General features: G+C 43.0%; 19 protein-coding genes and 1 pseudogene. 10 read left to right on the top strand and 10 right to left on the bottom strand.

Features of this window, described 5'->3' with window-relative positions:
• Positions 1 to 21 precede the first annotated feature (21 nt).
• A pseudogene (gene thrC / locus NV381_RS07560) lies at positions 22 to 1,304 on the bottom strand (threonine synthase).
• 137 nt (positions 1,305 to 1,441) lie between these two features.
• Between thrC and NV381_RS07555 the strand changes: the two are divergent.
• On the top strand, positions 1,442 to 2,353 hold the full coding sequence (locus NV381_RS07555; protein ID WP_258212658.1) for a LysR family transcriptional regulator: 912 nt from the start codon (positions 1,442 to 1,444) through the stop codon (positions 2,351 to 2,353).
• A 71-nt stretch (positions 2,354 to 2,424) separates the two neighbouring features.
• Here NV381_RS07555 and NV381_RS07550 read toward each other — a convergent pair whose 3' ends face one another.
• On the bottom strand, positions 2,425 to 3,294 hold the full coding sequence (locus tag NV381_RS07550) for an NAD-dependent epimerase/dehydratase family protein (protein ID WP_258212657.1): 870 nt from the start codon (positions 3,292 to 3,294) through the stop codon (positions 2,425 to 2,427).
• 177 nt (positions 3,295 to 3,471) lie between these two features.
• On the opposite strand from NV381_RS07550, the gene NV381_RS07545 reads away from it, so the two are divergent.
• Positions 3,472 to 3,843: a winged helix-turn-helix transcriptional regulator gene (locus NV381_RS07545; protein WP_258212656.1), complete on the top strand. Its 372-nt coding sequence runs from the start codon at positions 3,472 to 3,474 to the stop codon at positions 3,841 to 3,843.
• A gap of 26 nt (positions 3,844 to 3,869) precedes the next feature.
• Positions 3,870 to 4,949: a sporulation integral membrane protein YtvI gene (gene ytvI / locus NV381_RS07540; protein WP_258212655.1), complete on the top strand. Its 1,080-nt coding sequence runs from the start codon at positions 3,870 to 3,872 to the stop codon at positions 4,947 to 4,949.
• 87 nt (positions 4,950 to 5,036) lie between these two features.
• Here ytvI and NV381_RS07535 read toward each other — a convergent pair whose 3' ends face one another.
• The 5 genes from NV381_RS07535 to NV381_RS07515 all read right to left on the bottom strand — a co-directional run bounded on the left by NV381_RS07535 (position 5,037) and on the right by NV381_RS07515 (position 10,528).
• Positions 5,037 to 5,273 (bottom strand): hypothetical protein, encoded by a 237-nt coding sequence (locus NV381_RS07535; RefSeq protein ID WP_258212654.1) that lies wholly within the window; start codon positions 5,271 to 5,273, stop codon positions 5,037 to 5,039.
• A 116-nt stretch (positions 5,274 to 5,389) separates the two neighbouring features.
• Positions 5,390 to 6,595, bottom strand: a complete 1,206-nt coding sequence (locus NV381_RS07530; RefSeq protein WP_258212653.1) for a M14 family metallopeptidase — start codon at positions 6,593 to 6,595, stop codon at positions 5,390 to 5,392.
• A gap of 172 nt (positions 6,596 to 6,767) precedes the next feature.
• The gene (gene racE, locus NV381_RS07525) at positions 6,768 to 7,577 is read right to left on the bottom strand and encodes a glutamate racemase (protein ID WP_258212652.1); all 810 of its coding nucleotides are present in this window, start codon (positions 7,575 to 7,577) and stop codon (positions 6,768 to 6,770) included.
• Between the two features lie 233 nt (positions 7,578 to 7,810).
• Positions 7,811 to 8,854 (bottom strand): delta-lactam-biosynthetic de-N-acetylase, encoded by a 1,044-nt coding sequence (locus NV381_RS07520; RefSeq protein ID WP_258212651.1) that lies wholly within the window; start codon positions 8,852 to 8,854, stop codon positions 7,811 to 7,813.
• Between the two features lie 375 nt (positions 8,855 to 9,229).
• A complete protein-coding gene (locus NV381_RS07515) occupies positions 9,230 to 10,528 on the bottom strand; it encodes an alpha-glucosidase/alpha-galactosidase (protein ID WP_258212650.1) in 1,299 nt (432 codons plus the stop codon).
• Between the two features lie 1,167 nt (positions 10,529 to 11,695).
• On the opposite strand from NV381_RS07515, the gene NV381_RS07510 reads away from it, so the two are divergent.
• The 3 genes from NV381_RS07510 (at position 11,696) to NV381_RS07500 (ending at position 14,187) form a co-directional block, all read left to right on the top strand.
• On the top strand, positions 11,696 to 12,556 hold the full coding sequence (locus tag NV381_RS07510; RefSeq protein WP_258212649.1) for an AraC family transcriptional regulator: 861 nt from the start codon (positions 11,696 to 11,698) through the stop codon (positions 12,554 to 12,556).
• Between the two features lie 187 nt (positions 12,557 to 12,743).
• Positions 12,744 to 13,421, top strand: coding sequence for a hypothetical protein (locus NV381_RS07505; protein ID WP_258212648.1), 678 nt, complete (start codon positions 12,744 to 12,746; stop codon positions 13,419 to 13,421).
• A gap of 16 nt (positions 13,422 to 13,437) precedes the next feature.
• Positions 13,438 to 14,187: an S-layer homology domain-containing protein gene (locus tag NV381_RS07500; RefSeq protein ID WP_258212647.1), complete on the top strand. Its 750-nt coding sequence runs from the start codon at positions 13,438 to 13,440 to the stop codon at positions 14,185 to 14,187.
• Between the two features lie 260 nt (positions 14,188 to 14,447).
• On the opposite strand, the gene NV381_RS07495 is transcribed toward NV381_RS07500, so the two are convergent.
• From NV381_RS07495 to NV381_RS07485, 3 genes are all read right to left on the bottom strand, one after another.
• A complete protein-coding gene (locus NV381_RS07495; RefSeq protein ID WP_258212646.1) occupies positions 14,448 to 15,755 on the bottom strand; it encodes a glucose 1-dehydrogenase in 1,308 nt (435 codons plus the stop codon).
• Positions 15,752 to 17,791 carry a glycoside hydrolase family 15 protein gene (locus NV381_RS07490; protein ID WP_258212645.1) on the bottom strand — a complete coding sequence of 680 codons (2,040 nt, stop codon included), beginning with the start codon at positions 17,789 to 17,791 and terminating at the stop codon, positions 15,752 to 15,754. The genes NV381_RS07495 and NV381_RS07490 overlap by 4 nt, the downstream gene beginning before the upstream one ends.
• A 211-nt stretch (positions 17,792 to 18,002) precedes the next feature.
• Complete coding sequence (locus NV381_RS07485) at positions 18,003 to 18,440, bottom strand: hypothetical protein (RefSeq protein WP_258212644.1); 438 nt, start codon at positions 18,438 to 18,440, stop codon at positions 18,003 to 18,005.
• 215 nt (positions 18,441 to 18,655) lie between these two features.
• On the opposite strand from NV381_RS07485, the gene NV381_RS07480 reads away from it, so the two are divergent.
• From NV381_RS07480 to NV381_RS07465, 4 genes are all read left to right on the top strand, one after another.
• Positions 18,656 to 19,312, top strand: coding sequence for a helix-turn-helix domain-containing protein (locus NV381_RS07480; protein ID WP_258212643.1), 657 nt, complete (start codon positions 18,656 to 18,658; stop codon positions 19,310 to 19,312).
• Positions 19,313 to 19,500: 188 nt separating this feature from the next.
• A complete protein-coding gene (locus NV381_RS07475) occupies positions 19,501 to 20,193 on the top strand; it encodes a hypothetical protein (protein ID WP_258212642.1) in 693 nt (230 codons plus the stop codon).
• Complete coding sequence (locus tag NV381_RS07470) at positions 20,190 to 20,747, top strand: accessory gene regulator B family protein (protein WP_258212641.1); 558 nt, start codon at positions 20,190 to 20,192, stop codon at positions 20,745 to 20,747. The genes NV381_RS07475 and NV381_RS07470 overlap by 4 nt, the downstream gene beginning before the upstream one ends.
• Complete coding sequence (locus NV381_RS07465) at positions 20,744 to 20,866, top strand: cyclic lactone autoinducer peptide (protein ID WP_258212640.1); 123 nt, start codon at positions 20,744 to 20,746, stop codon at positions 20,864 to 20,866. Before NV381_RS07470 ends, NV381_RS07465 begins: the two co-directional genes overlap by 4 nt.
• The last annotated feature ends 65 nt before the right edge of the window (positions 20,867 to 20,931 follow it).

The following is a 20,931-nucleotide window of genomic DNA, read 5'->3' as shown; positions in this document are numbered from 1 at the left end:
CCTTAATTGATCAAATTTAGACTATGAATGAGGGATATGGCCTAGTATTGACTCTAAGTCCAATTTCACAGGAAGCATCTTGTTGGCATAACATCCTTCGGTGTTGGAATCGAGATGATACTCCCGAATGGCATCGGTATCCTTCAGCATATTACCGGTCAAAAGACATACGGCTGTTGCTTCCCGATCTATCACACCCTCATCTACAAGTTTTTTTAATCCTGCTACTGACGCTGCTGAAGCAGGCTCGCAGCCAATTCCGCTTTGATCGATTACAGCCTTGGCATTCATGATCTCCTCATCCGTAACAGAGGCCGTCACTCCGTTTGTTTGTCCCACTGCATAAAGCAGCGCCTTCTTCCAGCTCGGAGGATTGCCAATATTCATTGCCGAAGCACGAGTGAATGGCTTAAGCTCCGGTCTCAGTTCTGCTTCCCCCGTACTACCATTCGGTGAAAAGGATTTGCTCCGTCAGCCTGAATAACAGCTACCCTCGGCAATTTTTCAATGAAGCCTAGTTCATACAAATCTTGCAGCCCTTTACCTAATGCTGTTGCATTGCTTAACGCCCCGCCTGGCACGATGATCCAATCAGGAAGCTTCCAGCGCAGCTGATGGGCTATTTCATAGATGATGCTTTTTTGCCCTTCAATGCGAAAGGGATTAATTGAATTGCATACATACAGTCCCAATTGCTCACTATTAGCTTCGCTAAAACGTATTCCGTCGTCATAGGTTCCATCGAATGATAATAAATGAGCACCGTACGCTAATGTTTGGAGTACCTTGTTCAAGGAAATGTTTTTTTCAGGAAGAAATACATAAGCTGAGCAGCCGGCTATAGCCGCATACATGGCTAACGAGGAAGATGTATTGCCAGTCGACGTACATGTAAACCGAGTATACCCCGCTGAGCGCCCATGTGAAACCGCTGCTGTCATCCCGTTATCTTTAAAGGATCCGCTCGGATTCTCACTTTGTGCCTTGAGCATGAGCTTGCGAATACCCGTGTATTGGGCAACTCGATCGGAATCATACATTCCTGTATTCCCTTCAAATTTAGTCGTTATATAAGCATCAGGCAGCTCAGGCATAATCAGCTCTTTGTAACGCCACACACCGCTTGAGTAAATAGTCATTCTCTCAGACAATCTCCGATCAAACTCCCTCTTCAGCCCCTCACTGTCAATGCTGCGAAAATCATGCACAACCTCTAGTAGTCCCTTGCACTCACATAAAAAAGGGTTTCTCACCGCTTCCAGCTCATACTGCTTGTTGCAATCGATACAATGAAAATAACTCATAATAACCCACCGCCTTATTTGAATAGGTTGCTAAAGAACTGTTCTACCTTATACAATAAGAGATGTTATTATATAAAACTAATATATATTTTCTTGATTAACATAAATTTTATTGATGTATTAGGAGGCGAATGAATTTGAACCTGCATGCTTTAAAGCTGTTCTATGAAACTGCCACCCGGGGAGGGGTTACTAAAGCTGCCGAAGCGCTGCATATCAGCCAACCCGCTGTAACCGCACAAATACGGAATTTAGAGCAGGAGCTCGGATTAGTGCTATTGCTGCCTCAAGGCAGAAGCAGCCGTTTAAGTGAGGCAGGACAAGTCCTGTACAAGTACGCAGCCCGCCTGTTCGCCTTGGAGCAGGAGATTTCCCGTCAGATGACAGATTATCGTGAAGGAAGATCTGGAATGCTGCGCATCAGTGCTACTTACCTACCGGCCAATCACCTCCTGCCTGGATGGATGGCAGCCTTTAAACAGGCCAATAAAGGAATCGACATGATGCTGACAACAGCCAATTCGAGGACAGCCTATGATAAGCTTCTTCATTATGAAGCAGATATTGCTGTTATTGGTGGAAGCAGAGCAGCTCCAGCAGGGCTGGTTCAAGAAAAGCTGATGGAAGATGAGCTGTGGTTCATCGCATCGACAGTACACCCTCTCGCAGGACAAAGCATATCGTTATCAGACATAATGAAAGAACCTTTTATACTACGTGAAGAGGGCAGTTCGACTAGAGAAAAGCTGTTTGCTCTTTGCAAACTTCATAATGTTAATCAACCTGTGGTCGGTTTACAATTTAACGGTTTAAATGAAACAATCCGCGCGGTCATGGCGGGGTACGGCGTCAACTTCCTATCCGCATTGGAGGTGAAAGATTACATCCAGCAAGGTGTAGTCGCTCGAATTCACGTAGAGGGAGTCCATCTAACCAATCCCTTATCTGTATGCCGGAGAACTGATGATGACCTTACTCCAGCGGCTGCTCAATTTCTGAATTTTATTCGAGAGCAAATGCATATAAGCCAAAGACCCGCCTCAAGCTAGGCTCAAGGCGGATCTTTGGCTTATAACCTTTCAACTATTTATGGAATCGAGCAGCAGCTTAAAGTCTGAAACTATTGCTCCATAAAATAATATTGCTGTTTCCAGCCCAGGAGCTCCTTCACCAATGAATTGGACAGCAGCGCAGCACGCCCTTCCAACGGAATCCGAATCTCTTGCACTTGAGGAAGGTACTTCTCCACCAGCTCTTGGCTGGTGCGATCTGAAGAAGTATCGTCCGCTGCAAGAATCAGTGCCTTAGCCCCAAGCCCCTCCTTCTCAATAGCAAGACGGCAAGCGGAAGCTACATCCCGGGCATCGATATAAGACCAAAGAATCCGTTTCCTGCTTTCTGTATCATCAAAGTTAGCCCGAATGGCTGCATAGCTTTCCGGAACTAGAATATTTCCCAATCGGAACGATATTACTTGCATCCCTGTTCTACGATGGAAGGCTTCAGCTGTAACCTCGTTGACCACTTTGGATAAGCCGTAGCTATCCTCCGGAAGCTGTGGATGAGCCTCATCAATAGGTAAGTAAAGCGGAGTGAAAAATTCGCTGGCAAAAACAATTCCATAGGACGATTCGCTAGATGCAAGAACCACTTTCTCGATCCCGAGGTTTGCAGCCGCCTCTAAAATATTATAAGTATTCATAACGTTATTACGGAAACAAACATCATTAGGATGTGTAAACGCTTGTGGAATAGCGGCAAAATGGACTATGCCTTCCACTTTCTGACGATTGCGTCCGCTGAATGGAGCAAGTGCATTATGGACCTGTCCCAAATCATTCAAATCAACAATAATGGTCCGGCATATGGGTTCCTCCGGGAGCTTCCAGTCCAAGTTGATAACTTCATAGTTCTGCTCAACAAAATGCTTCACTATCCAAACTCCAGCCTTACCGCTTCCGCCTGTAACTATGATCCTTTTTTGATCCATAACTAACCTGCCTCTTTTCTGTCCATATAACTTAACTAATTTGCTTCCTGGCTACTATTGCTATTTTATCGCTTCTTCTTTACTATGGAAAGTAGTGAATTTATTATCACCTTATTACAGGAAATATATCTAGTTACCTGTATGTAATCATCTATTATAGGAAAGGATGATTCTAAAATGTCATTGCTAGAAAATGAAAGCAGCAAAAAAACGAAGATGGAAGAGCAAAACTACATACCGAAACAACCCGTACATATTGCTTGTTCCATTGAAAGAACTTTGGATGTGATCGGAGGCAAATGGTCCTTTCTAGTGCTCCGAGAGCTGTTCGGCGGAACCAAGCGCTTTGGTGTGCTGCAAAAAAAGATCAATGCCATCAGCCCCAAATCACTTACAGAAACACTTCGCCACCTGGAGGAGCAGGGCGTTCTTGAGCGTACCGCTTACCCAACCGTCCCCGTCACCGTAGAATATACCTTAACACCCAAAGGGGAAGATCTTCACCAGATTTTAAAAGAAATGAAGCTTTGGTCCGCCAAATGGACCTGATATCTCCCTTTTGACGAGGTGCTTGGATGATCGCATTTTACAGGAAATATTGGAGAACCGTTTTTGATATCGCTTTAATACTGCTCACAGTGTATTTATTTATGCTGTTGTTCAGCTACTTATATGGGATCGCTACACCGATTTTTCTAGCGTTTGTTATCTACCTGATCATCGAACCGCTTGCCCGCTTTTTGAATAAGAGAGGAATGGCCAAGAGTCTGGCTTCCGCTATCTCGACCTTTATATTCGTTCTAGTAATTCTTGGGGCCATGACTGGAATCGGTGTTATTTTCACAAGTCAAATCATGAATCTTCAAGACAAGCTGCCGGAATATTCAGCCATTCTCCAGAACCAGCTTATTTCTAAAACGGCTCTGTTCCATAACAGGATGGATGCATTACCTGATGACATCCTCCAAAAAGTAGCGGAATATACGACTCAAATCACACAAAAAGCAACCGCGATTGCAGTATCATTTTTGACAGGTACCTTTAATTTACTAACCAGCTTCTCAACGTTTGTTGTTAACTTCGTAATTGCTATTATTTTAGCCTACTTCCTGAGTATCGAAATCGACACTTGGAACCGGATAGCAAAAGACAAAACACCAAAGACGTTTAAGTCTGCCTATACTTTTTTGAAAGAAAACGTTTTAAAAGGGATTATTGGATATATTAAAGCTCAAGCCAAGCTGATTAGTTTAACCTTCGCCGTTATATTTATCGCTTTATTAATACTTGGAGTTAATAATTCCTTCTCCATTGCCCTGCTATCGGCTATATTCGACGTTCTTCCGCTGCTCGGCGTGTCAACATTGTTCATACCATGGATCATCTACCTATTTGTTGTTGGACAGACTGCTCTAGCTATTTGGTTAACCGTTTTGCTCGGAGTTGTTATTCTGGTGCGACAGATTATGGAACCGAAAATTACTGGAGATTCCTTAGGCGTATCGGCTTTTACCATGCTCTCCTTCATGATCATTTCACTCTCCTTGTTCGGAGTAGCGGGATTGATATTATCCCCTGTACTGATCATCACTATAAAAGCCTTATATGAGCAAGGATACCTTCAGCGGTGGATTCGTTGGCCTGAGGGTGAGTAATCAGACATTCGGCTTGTCTAATCAAACGGCAAATACCCCGTTCTCCATAGAATGGGGTATTTTGCTATTTGATTATGGCATAACAGATTACGGCTGCAAATACTTCCGTTCCACCCGCGATGTAAAAAAATTCATCAGAAATAAAGTTACCGCAATATCATCTATTGGAATAAATGGCATAACATCAGGTATTACACAATAAACAATGGCAGGCACTGCAAATAATAGCTTTTCCCAAATGGGTATTTTAGGTGAAAATAACAGAGGTCCGATACGGCGGAACACATGGCCCCAGTTACGGAACGAGATCAATCGTTTCCACATGGAAAATACCCCCTAGAGTGCAATGATATAAGTGTAACCGTATTGCCGATTAGAGTTTCATAGTTGTGAGAATAATTTCATCAGCATAAGCTGTTGTCTCTATTTCTATTATACCTTTATATGACCAGTCCTTCCAGCATGATTCCAATCACCTCATCATACATACTGCGAAACTGTGATAATGGCAGAGGATTTACCCCAAACCCTGTTTCAACCGTGAAACCAGGCCGGCGAAACTGTTGAATAAACCAATCTTTATAACCCGCGTCGCTTCCTTGCAGCTTCACAGCACGATATCGACTCACTTTGGCTAATCGTTTGGCTAATTGCTCTGCTTCAGGAGGCTCCATGTCGCCATAATTCCAATAAATCTCTTGCCCTTGCGTATGAAAAGCAATCACCAGCCTGAAATCGTGCTCATTAGTAAAGTCAGCCATTGCTTTGGCCTCGGGCTCACTGAGGGGAGCCGTACTTGTGTAATCCCTTGGTCCCGGGCCTGTTACTTCTCTACGGTCCCGCTCACGCTCCCAGCCGGCAGGAAACTGATCATTCAAATCGACGCCGCGGATATTGGACTTCCAGCCGGAGAAGTCAAGACAGCCAAAGTTCCATTTCAACAGAAATTCATAGTATGGGTTGTCCGGCATTGCACCCACATGTACGAGCTCAACACCATCAGGGTTAACCATCGGTACAATCCATAAGGAGGATTGTTCAAAAATCTTTTGTATATCCCTACCCCGAAATAAATTACCCGATCGATATACTTCCGCATACTCTTCTATGAACTTCATGAGAAGCAAAGTCGTTATCCATTCATTTGCATGAAAGGCTCCGTTATAATGAAGTTGTTTGGGGCCATTGCCCAAACGAATTACAGGAATGCTTCTACCCAGCACAGAGCTTCCTATGGAGCCCATCTGCAAAAACGGATACCTCTTGCTTAATAGCTCTAAATCTTCAATTAGTTCCTTGTAACCATACTCACTATTCGTTTGAATAATAGATGTTTTTTTATTATGTGGTAGAACAATGGTTTGACCAATTGGCAATTTGTCTGGATCAACCTGGGGGTTGGCTGCTACCAAACTCTCTAGCGAAATCGCTAGACGACAAGCAAGTTCAAACAAAGTGGTATCCCCGGCTTGAATCACATATAAAGATACAGCTGGTGGCGGAATTTGCAGCACCTGTCCAGGATAGACGTAGCCTTGCTCCATTAGCTGCGGGTTCAGGCTGTATAAAGCTATTACATTAGTACCTTGATGACGGGCAATACGAAAAACCGTATCTCCACTTTGCACTACATAGTGACAAATCATCTATAAGCTCCCTTCCTTGACTGCAATAACTCTGCAGCTTACTGGTAGCTTATATGTATGCAGACATATTCCTGTCTAATGACGTTCATCTTAAGCAAAACAGACGATCTGAAGGATATCCTTCAAAATCGTCCGTGAGATGATCATTATCTTGTTCCCCTGGCTTAGCTTCTCATATAATGTGAGGCACTTGCCAAACTACCGGAGTTACTCTTGTTTCTTCATTTAACCAGGATTGCGCTATTTTCTTAAACATAAATGGATCTCCGCTGCAAAAAAATTGATGAACCGGAATCGAATTTGAAGTAGCCAGCATCCCTTTATGATATAAGATTGTACTGATTTCCCGTGCTGTTTCATCTGCTGAGCTGATGAGTGTCACATTAGGTCCCATAACATTTGAAATGGCTTCCGTCAAAAAAGGGTAATGGGTACAGCCGAGAATCAAACAATCCATCGGTACATCGGTTAAATTCCTAAGCGTCTGCTCTACTACCAATTGGGTTTCATCCGTACGAAACAGCCCTTTCTCCACCAAAGGTACAAGTTGCGGGCACGACTGGCTTACGACCTGTATTTGAGGAGAAATCTGACGCAGTGCCTGCTCGTAAGCACTGCTTCTGATCGTACCTTCCGTACCAATAACTCCGATCATACCGTTTCGAGTTGTTTTTATTGCTGCTCTCGCACCCGGATGAATAACTCCGACAACAGGAATCGACAGTCTTGCTCGTATTTCATCAAGAGCGACCGCTGTTGCTGTATTACAGGCGATAACGATCATTTTGGGTTGAAACTGCAGCAAATAATCTACAATTTGATGTGTAAATTGTATCACTTCTAGGGGAGATCTTGGACCATACGGAGTACGCGCCGTATCACCGAAATAAATAATCTTCTCCTGCGGAAGCTGCCTCATGACTTCTTTGGCTACAGTGAGCCCACCTACTCCGGAATCCAGTATGGCTATCGCTTGCTGCACAAGTATTCGCTTCCTTCTGTCTGTGAATTGATGAAACGCTTCTACTCCAAATGTTCATATTACTTTATTGCTGCCTCTATTATTAAAGTATGATGGTAGATAAAGAAAGGTACCTGTCATTAGTTCATGTCAGAAGCATCATTTTATCATACCAGATGGAGTAAAAGGTTGTCATGCCATGCTGTCTTATATTGACGGTAATTACTGATTTAATCTTGCAGCAACTCTTAATTCTATGGAGTCTGGATGTCTGTTAATAAAGCAAATTCATAGCCTGCTTGACGCACTCCCTTGATAATACGGTCAAGAGCTTCAATATTTTCGGGAGATCCTTGATGCATCAGAATGATGTTGCCATCATGCAGATTATTCATTATATCGTTATAAGGATCCTCTGCTCCGTTCTTCCGCGGCTCCCAATCTTTCATCGCCGTTGACCAAAACACCGATTTATAACCCATATCCGATACTAGACTAAGTAAATGCATGTTGTAGCGTCCATAAGGAAATCGGAAATAAGGCTGGATGTCTTTACCGGTTACTTCTTTATATAGTTTCTCATAATCTTCAATTTCCTTCTTCACTTGCTCGTCGGTTTGTAGATTCATATCCGTGTGTGTCATTGTATGGTTGGCTACCAAATGACCATCCTTAACCAGCGTCCTGACAAAATCAGGCGCCTTCTTCACGTTATAGCCTGCAATAAAAAAGTTAGCTTTCGCGTCATTATCCTTTAAAGACTTAACCAGCAAATCCATATCGCCAAGCGGACCTCCGGTATCTATAGTCAAATAGACCTTCTTACCCGTACCCACCCATAATGCCTTCATATTATCTGTATACTGCTTAGTCTCATTCGGGAAATTAGGAACCTTTCCCTTGGGCTGCTTCATGTAATACCAGGATACGGCCTTACGGTCATTGGCAATGGCAGCTTGTCCCGCGGATTTACCTGTCGTTGCGGAAGCTCCTTTGTAGGTGGAGCTAGTTGCAGTTGCTTGCTTAGAGCTTTGCTGTGTCGCTTCTTCCTTCAATGGGACTGGTGCGGGCTCTGTTGAATTAGCAGTTGGAGAAGGTTCTTTGGCGGGACTGCTTTCTTCAGGCTTCATTGCTTTGGAAGCATCCTGTACCGGTGCCTTGGTTTCAACAGGCAATGGTGACTGGATCTCCTTAGCGCTCCCACTAGTTGGTGCAGCTTCCGAGCAAGCCGCTAAAGCGGACAAACAGACAACAAAAGCGATCATACCGATATGTCTGGCTAGAGTCGTTGGTTTCATCTCGTTGACAGCTCCGTTTCGTTATTCGTTAGGCAATTCTGTGGCTAAATCCAGCCATTCATCGATTGTAAAGGTACTTCGTGGCAGTCTATCGAATACGAATTGATGTTCGTATATATTTTACCAAAAGGCGCAGGTTCTGGCAATGATAATCGCTCTCCTAAAATGATAATTCACTCATAAATGACTGACTGGCAATGCACCACCAATTGCTATCCTCCTGTCGGATGAGTAATAAAATACAACTAATTGTAATCCTCCTATTAGATGAGTAACAATACATCACCAATTGCAACCCTCCTATAGAAGGCAAAAAAGCTCCTGTCGGCAGTGATCGCCAGCAGGAGCTTCTTGAGCTTGCTATTATCGTAAAATTTAGACGAACTTAGGCAGCCAATCACCGTGCGCTTCAATTAATTCATCGCACATAGCTACGATATCATCGATAGAAAGCTCAGCGGCGGTGTGAGGATCAAGCAGAGCTGCATGATAAATATGCTCTTTCTTACCGGTTATAGCAGCTTCAAGCGTCAGCAGTTGAGTATTGATGTTAGTTCGGTTCAAAGCTGCAAGCTGCGGAGGCAGATCGCCGACAAAGGTCGGTGTAATACCGCTGGAATCTACCAGGCAAGGCACTTCCACGCAAGCTTCCTTCGGAAGGTTAGTAATCAAACCAGTATTCATCACATTGCCGCCAATTTTGAACGGGTTGTTCGTTTCCATGGCTTCAAACATAAAGGACGCATATTCATTAGAACGTTTATGTTCCAAATTTTTATTGTTTACTAATTCTTCACGCATGGATGCCCATTTCTCAATCTGGCGTACACAACGACGCGGATATTCGTCCAAAGGAATGTTGAAACGCTCGATCAGCTCTGGATAATTTCTTTTAATAAAATACGGATGATACTCAGCATTATGCTCAGAGGATTCCGTCACGTAGTAGCCAAAACGGAACATCATTTCGTAGCGCACCATATCCTTATGCTGTTCTTTTTGCTTCTCACGAGCACGACGTTTGATTTCAGGATACAAGTCAACGCCATCCTTGGTTACTTCAAGCAGCCAAGCCATATGATTAATACCCGCTATTTTGGTTTGTATGCCTGCGGTCTCCATTTCAAGAGATTTGAATAAATGCGGCATGCAGGATTGAACACTGTGGCACAAGCCAACCGTTTTCACGCCACCGTAAGTCGTCATCGCATTGGTCAATACAGCCATTGGATTTGTATAGTTCAGGAACCAAGCATCAGGACATTCCTCTTGAATATCTTTGGCGAAATCCAGCATCACCGGAATGGTGCGAAGATTTCGGAAAATGCCGCCAATTCCCAAAGTATCGGCTATCGTTTGACGCAAACCATATTTCTTAGGAATTTCAAAATCCGTAATGGTACAAGGATCGTAACCTCCCACTTGAATCGCATTAACCACATATTTGGCTCCGCGAAGCGCTTCCTTACGATCCGAATACGCTTTCACCACACAAGTGCTGCCAGTGGAATGCTTTAAGTTGTTAAGCATATTTTCGGAGTCTTTAAGACGTTCTGGATTGATATCAAATAATGCCAATTCGAAACCTTGAAGTGCGGGCGTCATCATGCAGTCACCTAACACATTTTTAGCAAATACAGTGCTGCCTGCACCCAGAAAAGTAATTTTTGACATTCGCCTTGCCTCCCTATAATCTAAAATGTATTTTTAACCTTATTTAGACTATACTCTTCATGTTTAAGTAATCATATGGAGACAAACCACTTTTATATGGACGATTGTAGTTTGTTTGCATTTTTCCGGAACATTGCTGATCGGAGCAACTTCGAGGTTGCACAAGACGATAGAGCCAAGTATAATCACGAATGAGTGCACCCGTCTACGTTAAGGACAGTTAATCATCTTGTATACATGGTCCTTATATTATCATGCACTTCCTTATAACCTTATTAACGATGTAAATGATTAAGACATATGTAGTTGTTCTCTGGTAAGTAGCTATCATTAAGAATAACTTCTATTCTAAGCCCTCTCTACGAAAATACATTCGTGTCCTAGAAAGGGCGGATAAAACGGGCTTACCTCGTAAAGCCAACTCTCTACGAAATACATTCGTGTCCTAGAGGCGGCTATACATGCAATATTAGAAAGGTGAATCCCCGGTTCAAGCTTATACTTCCTACATTAGTATTATAAGAAAATCGCTTTGCTGCGTCCTTCGTGTGCAATTTACGTTTGTGTGGGAAGGAACAGGTGTAGAAATCTGAAATTCCAGTCGCTGAAAAATTCGTGTTCCTATTGAAGGCAGTCTTGCCACTATAGGAATACATCTTGCACCATAATCAAAACTTGACGAAAGTGAACCGGTAGGTGCTCCCCCATAAATAGATGGAAATTCTCCAGTTAATCTTAGGCCGAGAGAGCTTTTTACCGCAAATAACTGGAAATTATCCCGCTAATCCCTTCATTTATTTAAAATTATCCCAATATCCCTTAAAATAGAAGGGGTTTTTCCAGTTAAGTTGCCTCACCGAGGATGTAACGGGAGATTTAGCTCCAGAAATTCCAGTTAAACCATTTGCTACAAGCTCGACGTCCTGATGATGTTGTATTCGTACTTTTGCAGCCACTTTTCTTACGAGTAGGAAGCTCAACATGCGCTTTGGTGAAATAAAATTTTCTTTTTTTGTCAAATCAGAGCGAAGCCATGTATATAAACTTCTATTCAACTATGAAACGCTTCTATTCTAAGCCTTTCGAGGAAGAGACATCTGTGTCTAAGTTGTAGCTTTGCTTGCAATATCAGACTTAATAAATAAATATCGACTCGAGGTGTTCCTGGTGATAGAGCCCCATCATTCCGTAGCCTTCAATCCGCATCCAAGCAAAGGTGAATTATCCATACTGTTTAGTGGTAACTCCCAAACCAAGGCCTCTCATAAAGTAGGTCCTCAAGTTCTGGACTACTATTTAATCCATTATGTTGTCTCCGGTCGCGGAACCTTCCGTTGCATGGGTCATGACTACCATTTGGAGAAGGGAGGCAGCTTTGTTATATTTCCTGGTGAGCTGGTAAGTTATATCTCCGATGAAACAGATCCTTGGAGCTACCGATGGGTCGGATTCAAAGGTACAAGAGCTGATGAATATCTACATAAATTAGGATTATCCCAGCATCAACCTGTAAATGCCACTCAACCTAATCGCAAAATGAACGCATTGTTCTTCCAGCTTGAACAAACGCTTCACATAAGACAGTCTCACTGCGATATGCAGTCTCAAGGTTACTTGCGGCTTATTCTAGCCGAATACGGTCAGAAGCGGAGTAGTGCCAATGTTCCTGTCGAAGATTCACAGGGTATACAGCAACAGGTTGAGCAAGCGATCCGTTGGCTTACCCTACAGTACCACCAGCCTATTTCCATTGAACAGATGGCTCAAAGTCTTGGATACCACAGAACCCATCTTTCCAAAATGTTCAAGCAGCATACTGGAATGTCTCCCATGAATTTTTTACTTAAAATAAGGATGGAACGTGCTAAGCTACTGCTCCAGGAGACTTTAACCATTGAACAAGTTGCCTCTTCTGTCGGGTTTAGCGACGCTCTTTATTTCTCCAAGCAATTCAGAAAATGGTTCGGCCGCTCCCCTTCCGACTATAGGCAGGATCAAACTACTAATCCTTATGATTGCAGACAATAGCAGCAATATTTCCCGGGGAATCATAGTAGATGCAAACCACCGTCTCCTTCAGTACAAGTAGAAAACAAGCGGCCCATAAAATATTGTCCGCATAATTGGAATAAGCCAATAAAGCCACTGACAAAAGGAGATTTGTGGTTGACCACCTTCTCAAAAAAAGCTAATCTTGGTTAAGGAGGGATGATAAGTGAAAAAAGGGTTAATATTCCTGTTTGTACTACTACTAACCGTCCTCGGATCAAATACTGCAAGAGCAAAGGACGCTCCAGCCAGTACTCCAATTACTTATATTTTTGATCAGGTGAAGGTACTGTACGTTTTAGAATTTACAGCGCGTCCCTCCGGATCGGTGGAAGACAATAGCAATGTATTGACGATAACTAAACCAGTTACCGAAATTGTCTATAGCAGCGTATCTGACACTGTATACGGTAAGCCGCAGCCTGTGTCAGCAAACGAAATTCGCGTTTTATATGGAGTGGTAGAGCTCGGCAGCGGAGCAACAGCCTTTACAGAGGAATTCATCAAAATCGATGGCGGCGTTAGTTCGGCTCGGTCACTCGCGGGTGGAGGTAAACGGGATTTCTATGATTCCCAATATTCCCGCTTAAGAGCAATTAATACTTACTTCAACATAGGCAAGAAGCTAGAGGGCAACAAGGTAATTAAAGACTACAGCGGTCCTGCCCAAACTATCAATCTAACCCGCTCCTTCGATGAATATTTGAACTTGAAAGAGATCTTAATTACGTTCAGCATGTCTGAGAAGCCAACTGATTTGTTATGGACAAAGCTTCTTTCGCAAAAATGGCAAGTCGATCTCTCCGCGGTTCGGTATGTTGGAACCCAAACCGCAGTGAAATAACATGGGAGGTCATCTTATGAAGAAACCAATAGCGCTACTATGCAATGTGCTTGTCCTCATGGTGATCTTTTGTGGCATAGTGTCCATCTTCACGATAGAAGGCAACGCAAAGGACACGTCGACTTCCGCTGATGAAAAAATCCAAATGGCCGATACCTTGCTCAAGCTTAATTTGTTTCGAGGAACCGATAATGGCTACGAGTTGGAGCAAAGCTTTACTCGCGCCCAAGGTGCGGTCATGCTTTTGAGACTATTTGGCCTCGAAAAGGCGGCCGAACAAGCCGCTGAGAAGTCCGGCTTCCAAGATGTCCAGAGCCATTGGTCAGCAGCATATGTTTCCTATTCCTTTAACAAGGGCTTTGTACACGGTATCAGTGAAAATGATTATGCTCCTGACCAGCCAATGACTGGATCGGAACTAACTGCACTGATTCTGCGGGCACTCGGCTATGTTGAAGCAGAACCTAGCACTACTATCTCATTAGGTGTGATCAGCGGTCTCCTTACCGAGTCGCAGGCTCAGAAGGTGAACGCTAAGGAAGTCAGCTTTGACAGAGGAGATATGGTTGTCATAGCTTACCATGCATTGACCACGAAACTTAAAGGAAGCGAAAAGACACTGCTCTCCAAGCTGGTTGAAGACGATAAAGCGATAACCGTTCAGACAGCAGCCGGAACCGGTCTGTATGTAGCTCCCTCCTCCTCGAACGATCCGATGGATCAGATCGAAAAAGCTCTTCGAAACGTACTGGACGGTAAAAACTAATCACTTTGAGCCCATAGGTAAGCTCAAGTCTAACAAGTAAACGAGTAGGATCGAATGTAGACAAAGGAATGACGTTTCGCTAGTGAGCGGGGAGTGATTCCAAAAATATAGCAAAGAGTTCCTATTGTTTTTACTCCCACAGAGAAGTCTACCTATGCTGTATGGAAGTATGCTCGCTGAACACTTATACGCTGAAAATGTGAAAAAGCGCAAAATCCAGTTCACTGCTAAGTGATTGGTTTCTGCGCTTTTATAGCTCCTTATACAGAAAAGCTGTAGATAACAGGGTTCGTCTTTGCATTGATCAGATTCTGCCATTCCGATCGAGGAACAACATCTACAACAGCTTTGATTCCGATTGCCTTAAAATCAAGGTCCGGCACTTCCTCCAGCCTTAGGCGATCCGTCATAAGCCTATCCAGCAAACCAGGAAACTTCTCCTCCATTAGCTTAAGCCGGTATAAGCCGGTTTCAAAATCTTTACGCGATGCATTCACAGATCCTAAAATACATTTATTCTCCAGCACCAGCTCTTGATTTATGCGATCCGCAGAAATCTGCAGGCTCCGGTTCCCCGGCGTAACGCCCAACAACGCTAATACGCCATTCGCTCCCAATGCCGTCATTCCCTCGAATGCCAGCGGGCTGTAGCCCGTGCATTCGAAGATCAGATCGGCGCGCTTGCCGCTCTGCTCCAGGAAGCCGCTGAGTGTCTCAGCGGCTTCTCCTGTCCCCACGCTGCCCGTGCCGCCTGCTTGTCGGTACTCCGCCCCGCAGGCGCGAACCAGCTCTGCCGCCGGCCCGACTGCCGGCGACATGGACCAGACCACGGTGTCCAGGCCCAGACACCGGCATGTGAAGGCCGCCAGCAAGCCCAGCGGCCCTGAGCCCAGCACCAACGCAGTCTTCGGCTGCCAGATCAGCCTCTGCTGAATGCGTTGAGCTTGATCCCACACCTTCTCGACTATGCTTTGAGGCTCTGTCAGCACACCGTAAGCCAAACATTCCATTGGCACTTTAATCACATATCTGGCTTCCTCAACATAGAACTCGGATAAAAAACCGTGGCTGCCTTTAATTCCCCGCTCCACATACTGTCCGGTCTCACAAAAATCGGCATGACCGTTTCGACAATTTACACAGTCCGGAATCTTGCATGGACGCCTAACCAGGGCACAGACCAGATCGCCTCGCATCAAACCGCTTTCCTCTCCGGCTTCCTCAACTACACCCAAAGATTCATGGCCGATGGTCAACTCCGATTCACCTTTTGGAGGTATACCATACTTCTCGGTCATCAGCTCCCGATCCGTACCATCCAAGCCAATGCACAGCACACGGACCAGCACTTCATCAGGCTGTCTTCGTACCGGCTGCTCTATCTCGCTCAGCTCTAGCCTCACTTTTGACTCATGGTCCGTAAGGCCACTCCCGGCTGTTTTTATTATTGATTTAGCTCCAACTGCCTTTGCGTCCGATTGTCCATCTACACTACGGCTGTCTAATCCTGCTTTCGTCTCCGCAGCAGCTGCTTCAGCTTGAAGCCCTCGCAACCGTACCGTCTTCATCGCTGAACACCAGCTCCCGCCAAAAGCTTGGCATCGCTGACATCTTCTTTGCCGCCACCTTTGTTTTTAAGCATCTTCAGCTTGGACAAATACTCCTGAACTACTTTGACAAAGGATGCATGCGACCAAGTCAAAGGAGAGACCGACATGGGGTTACCTGTAAAGGGATGGACTTGCTCCGCCAGTACACCGCTTGGAAGAGCATGGCTCATCGTCCAACGAATCAAGTCCGCAGCTTCCTTCAAACCCTCCTCCGTTTTGGCAACCGCAATCACCCATTCCGCATACCACAGAGTGCATATAAACCATGGATTACCAGGCACTTTACCCACATCCTTGGTGACCTGATGGTAATAATCATCACTGTAGCGAGCTATCCCCCCCACTTCAGTTTGCACCCATAGCTGGTTCCGGATGGCCTTCATTGTTGCCGCGATACGAGGATCCTCCGCATCAAACATCTCAAAATCAAACAGTGCATAAAGGCTTGCGTCCAAAGTCAAATCCTGTTCATACTTGCTTTTTTCCCTGTTCCAGTACAAAGATCGTACAAAGCGTTTATTCTGCTCCGAATACATCTGCTTCTCAACAGCGCTCTTAACCTTAGCTGCCGTATCCCTATAATGTATGGCTCTAGCCTCGTCTTTAAAATAATCGGCAAAATTAGCCGCAGCTAGCAAGCCTGCATATACACTGGAGACGGTAAAGGCATGAACCCCATACCGCTCCTCCCACAAGTCATACGATGGGAGCGGCAAGCTTGAGGCATCCCTGTACCTGATCATAAAATCCGCTGCAGGAATAACCAGTTTATCGTAATCCTCTCTAGCGTCATCCATTGTTTTGGCCAACTGGTGATGATGCCATAACGTATAAATAACAAGCGCTGTCTCATCCTCTTGAATAGGCAGCTGCTTCTCTCCGGCCGGATTCACCCACGGATGCCAGCTCGACCCAGGCGAACCGTCCGGGTTGTATTTATGCTGCAAATAACCATCTTCCGTAATAGCTCGTCTACAAAATTCATAAAATGCCGACGTTAGCTTTGTAAAACCCGAGCGGTCCAATGCATGTGCAATCAAAGCACCGTCACGCGGCCACATATAAGAATAAGTATCTTTGGCAAACTTCAAAATATCCGAGTCGTTAGCCGCTATAATTGCGCCGCGGTTATCCATATTGCTCCTAATTATGAGGAGACTTCTTTTATAGAAGGAAACCATATCCGGTTCCAGCAGATCTAATTCATGCTGATCCTGCACCAACCACTCCTTCCAAAAGTTATATGTTCGTTGTAAAAGAACTTGTGGAGTTGACTCTCGAACATTATTTTCCAGCTTGCGAACCTGTTTCAGCTCAGTACCAAAGCAAATCCAAAACCATGCCTCCTTGGCACCATTCGCCGGAAGTGTAAGTGTTAGCTCTATGGTTCCATCAACGGCCCCTTGTGCTATCGGATTGTATCCCAGCTTACCGTCTTCAGCGTCCCTCCATGTGCCCTCAAGCCCATTGAAGCCTTTTTGCCCAATAGCGTAACCGCTGCAATACGGCATATTTTTCTCATTCGTCCAACTTGATAAGGTCATATATCGATGCCCTTTATAATAGACAAGCGAGTGAAGATCCGGATCATAATAAATCGTGTTTCCAATACCGTTTCCGCATAAATCCACATCCAAATGAAAATATAGCTTGACGATGCGTTCCTTATCCCAGGAGTTAGTAATATTTACTTTGCGAAGAAACACATTCTCATGCGCATCCACACCATCCCGTATTTGCATCTTCAAACCCAACCGTTCGTGTGCCCCTTCCACATGGCTAATCATCGAATCATTTAAGTAAGTGGCTTGTTTGGTATATTCGGGATGATCAATCCAGAAGAAGCCCTCATTTGTCCAAACACCAAAATGCGAGAGATGCTCTGCTGCTTGATTTTCCTGACCTACGTAAGGGAAATAAATATCCCGCAAATTATATTGCGTATCGAAATTCACCAATACTTTTCCATTTCCAAGAGGTAAATCACGTGCCATCTGCATAATCCTCCCTTATCGTTTTTATAGCAAATCTGCATCATAAGTTAATAACATTCCAACTAAATTTTGCCGAAAATACCAACAAATTATTCGTCTTTAGTACAAATTGTTTCTCCATAGCCGCCAATTCCATTATTATCCTGTAACACAAAAAAAGCACCCTGGCTGCTCCCATGTGCTTACGGTTAGTTTCTTCAATTAAAAGCTGTCATTTGCGCTTTCTGCCATGTTTGACTAGCGTCATCCGCCTCGAATGCCTTAGCCAGGAATAATACGCTTTCAAATCGCGAAGCTGAATATCTTCGGAAATTTTCCCAAGAAAGGTTACTATAATCATTTTGTATAAAGGATTTCCCGCTATGTCGATTTCGTCCTTCAGCATCATAAACTCAGCAACTACTACTAAATCCTCATCAATTAAGTAAACATCCTTCTCGTTCTCATAATAGGGTTGAATTTTTTCATTTTTCAAAGCATCCCAAATATACGAACATATATAATCAATGCCGCTCTGATCATTTCCAATTCTTTCGGTCCACCGTGACAGGGCATGGCTGGTTATGACGATATCAGCAATTTTGAATCCATTGAATTGTATATAAAAAGGCTCGTAGGTGCTCCAGCGGTTCATGATCTTGTCTCTCATCAACAGGATCCCCCTTCTTGTTGTAGTATGCCGTCTTTATTCATTAAATGTAGTATTTATACAACATTGCGTCAAGGCTTACATCCGTATATTAATAATATTTTAGAAACTCATTGCAGCTTTTTTATATTACAAAATCATTACATTTTTTTTACAAACCTATTTCATTTACCGAATTTGTCCTATACAATAATATGTAGAGAGAGGTGAAAATTATGGGGGAATCTATTCCAAATTTCGGTCAATTTTTAGAAGGTTTACGAGGTAGTATGTCATTAAGAGAAGCAGCCAAAAAGTGCGGCCTTTCACACGCTTATATTCGCGATTTAGAATTGGAAAAAAATCGTTCTACGAACGAAAAAATCACCCCATCGCCTGGCACTTTAAAAAAGCTTTCGGGGGCTTACGGCTACCCATACACGGAGCTTATGATAAAAGCGGGACATTTAATGGAACAAGACGTCTCCGTATCATCTCTATCAACTATTCAGGTAGATTTGACCGATGTATTGTATATCGAGATAGGAATGAAAGAGATTTATTGCTTAAACCAACATTCGAGGATAAAAAAGAACATGGATTCACTAAAAGATTTCATTCAGTTTCTTGAGCTAATAGACAAGCATGATTTTAAAAAAGTAGATACTGATGTTTATGCAAGCTTTCAACAAATACGCAAATATGATGAACACCTCGGCAAGCTGTATTTTGATTCAAAAGGAACAGGTCTGTCTGTTACCATGTCTGAGCCCTATCAACGCAAATACCACGAACTGATTTTTCCCCAAATTGCCAAAAACAATAGAACCAACCTAGAGTTTACATTCGGTAATAAAAACAGCCTGCAAACACTCTTATCTTCGGTAGACTAAACCGTTACAATCACCTAATATTGTGAAATTAACCCAATTGCAAGCGCTTCATTCGACAATTTTCTGCTTGTACATTACAAAAATCTAATATAAACTGAAAATGTAGTCTACTAAAGTAATGTTTTTGAAATATTTTCCATTAAATTCATTTACAAAGACAACATGATCTTACATAAGGAGAACAAACCGTGTCGATTCCCTTGTTAATCAAATTCTTTTTCTCAACCATCGAGTTGATTGCCGTAACTACATTCGCTTTATCTATATTTCGTTTTCCGTTGCGGTATCATTTCTCCAAGATATTAGCTATTTCAATTGCTATGTCTATCACAGCTTTTTATTTACGAGAGATCGCTATGCTTAAAAACTATGCAGTCCTCAGTATGCTTTCAACAGAAATGATCATGATAACGCTTCTCTTTAGTCTGCCTCTCTATTATTCATTAGTTATAACCATCATTGGCTTTATGCTAGCAGGTATTATTGAATATGCTGTTATGATGGCTGCAACCTGGTTGAATCTTACAAACGCAGCGATAGCAAGAACTAACTTCATCCACTCAAGTTCAGTGTTCCTGATCACTGCAATAATTGTAACGCTTATGACCATCTATATTAGATATAGAAAATTCGGTTTTATGTTTATGGCTAATAAACTCACAATGAACCAAGCCATAAAAAAGTATAACTTTGCTTTATCTGCTGTAATTGTTGTATTTATATTAATCATTCAATTAACCTCCTTATCCTATAATAATTTCTCTATACATTCCTTTATCCTAATTATTCTATCTATCTTCTGTGTAATAGGAATTTCGATAGCATACAAGCATAATAAAAAATTGATTAATGATAAACATGAAAGGTTGAAGAAACGATGAATTTCATCGACAAATCGGCCACATTAATTGCTTCCTCAATAAGAAAAAACAATCCGCAAGCAGCTTCACAAGCCGTTTTATTTTACGCTCTTAGTCTATTAATAAATGTTACCCTCACTATTATCATAGTTATTTTCATTTCTTCTTTTACTAATCACCTATCCAAAGCTTTATTAGTCATATTGTGTTATACCTTACTACGTATTGTTAGCGGTGGAGCCCATCTAGCTTCATCATTAGCTTGCTGCATAGCATCTTCTATTATTTTCATCACAGCTTCCCATTTGGAATACGACTTTTTTTATATAGGCTTTATATTAAATACTGCAGCTTTACTTATTCTATTAAAAACAGCACCTCAAGGCATAGAGGGTGTAAGTCGAATAGACAAAAAGTATTACCCTCTATTGAAGCTTATTTCTGTTGCTATCGTTTTTTCTAACTATTATTTTCAGATGGATCTTTTATCAACTGCGTTTTTCATACAAGCTTTGCACACCACAAAGCTGTTTGAAAATAGTATCCACTATTTAGAAAGGAGGGTTTCGCTATGAAAAAATGGTTCGCCATCATTGCTAACTCTGCTCTAGTTACTATCGCTGCAATATTTGTAACTACTAATTCTTTGTGGGATAATCGACCTGAAACACCATTGGAATTGTTGAAAAAATAATACTAAAATCGGCTGCCGGCCTACCCCTGGCAGCCGATTCAATCCTTCTCTTTGGAGCTGAGTCT

The sequence above is a fragment of the Paenibacillus radicis (ex Xue et al. 2023) genome, from assembly GCF_024722015.1.
GTDB lineage: Bacteria > Bacillota > Bacilli > Paenibacillales > NBRC-103111 > Paenibacillus_S.
Note: the sequence above shows the minus strand (reverse complement) of the source record. Positions and strands in the feature narration are given on the sequence as shown.

Excerpts from the sequence above, each read along its gene's own strand:
- NV381_RS07535 (WP_258212654.1), bottom strand. The coding sequence starts at position 5,273 with ATGTGGAAACGATTGATCTCGTTCCGTAACTGGGGCCATGTGTTCCGC.
- NV381_RS07490 (WP_258212645.1), bottom strand. The coding sequence starts at position 17,791 with ATGGCACGTGATTTACCTCTTGGAAATGGAAAAGTATTGGTGAATTTC.
- NV381_RS07480 (WP_258212643.1), top strand. The coding sequence starts at position 18,656 with ATGGGGGAATCTATTCCAAATTTCGGTCAATTTTTAGAAGGTTTACGA.
- NV381_RS07550 (WP_258212657.1), bottom strand. The coding sequence starts at position 3,294 with ATGGATCAAAAAAGGATCATAGTTACAGGCGGAAGCGGTAAGGCTGGA.
- NV381_RS07520 (WP_258212651.1), bottom strand. The coding sequence starts at position 8,854 with ATGAAACCAACGACTCTAGCCAGACATATCGGTATGATCGCTTTTGTT.
- NV381_RS07495 (WP_258212646.1), bottom strand. The coding sequence starts at position 15,755 with ATGAAGACGGTACGGTTGCGAGGGCTTCAAGCTGAAGCAGCTGCTGCG.
- NV381_RS07470 (WP_258212641.1), top strand. The coding sequence starts at position 20,190 with ATGAATTTCATCGACAAATCGGCCACATTAATTGCTTCCTCAATAAGA.
- NV381_RS07485 (WP_258212644.1), bottom strand. The coding sequence starts at position 18,440 with ATGAGAGACAAGATCATGAACCGCTGGAGCACCTACGAGCCTTTTTAT.
- NV381_RS07500 (WP_258212647.1), top strand. The coding sequence starts at position 13,438 with ATGAAGAAACCAATAGCGCTACTATGCAATGTGCTTGTCCTCATGGTG.
- NV381_RS07530 (WP_258212653.1), bottom strand. The coding sequence starts at position 6,595 with ATGATTTGTCACTATGTAGTGCAAAGTGGAGATACGGTTTTTCGTATT.
- NV381_RS07515 (WP_258212650.1), bottom strand. The coding sequence starts at position 10,528 with ATGTCAAAAATTACTTTTCTGGGTGCAGGCAGCACTGTATTTGCTAAA.
- NV381_RS07545 (WP_258212656.1), top strand. The coding sequence starts at position 3,472 with ATGTCATTGCTAGAAAATGAAAGCAGCAAAAAAACGAAGATGGAAGAG.
- NV381_RS07465 (WP_258212640.1), top strand. The coding sequence starts at position 20,744 with ATGAAAAAATGGTTCGCCATCATTGCTAACTCTGCTCTAGTTACTATC.
- ytvI (WP_258212655.1), top strand. The coding sequence starts at position 3,870 with ATGATCGCATTTTACAGGAAATATTGGAGAACCGTTTTTGATATCGCT.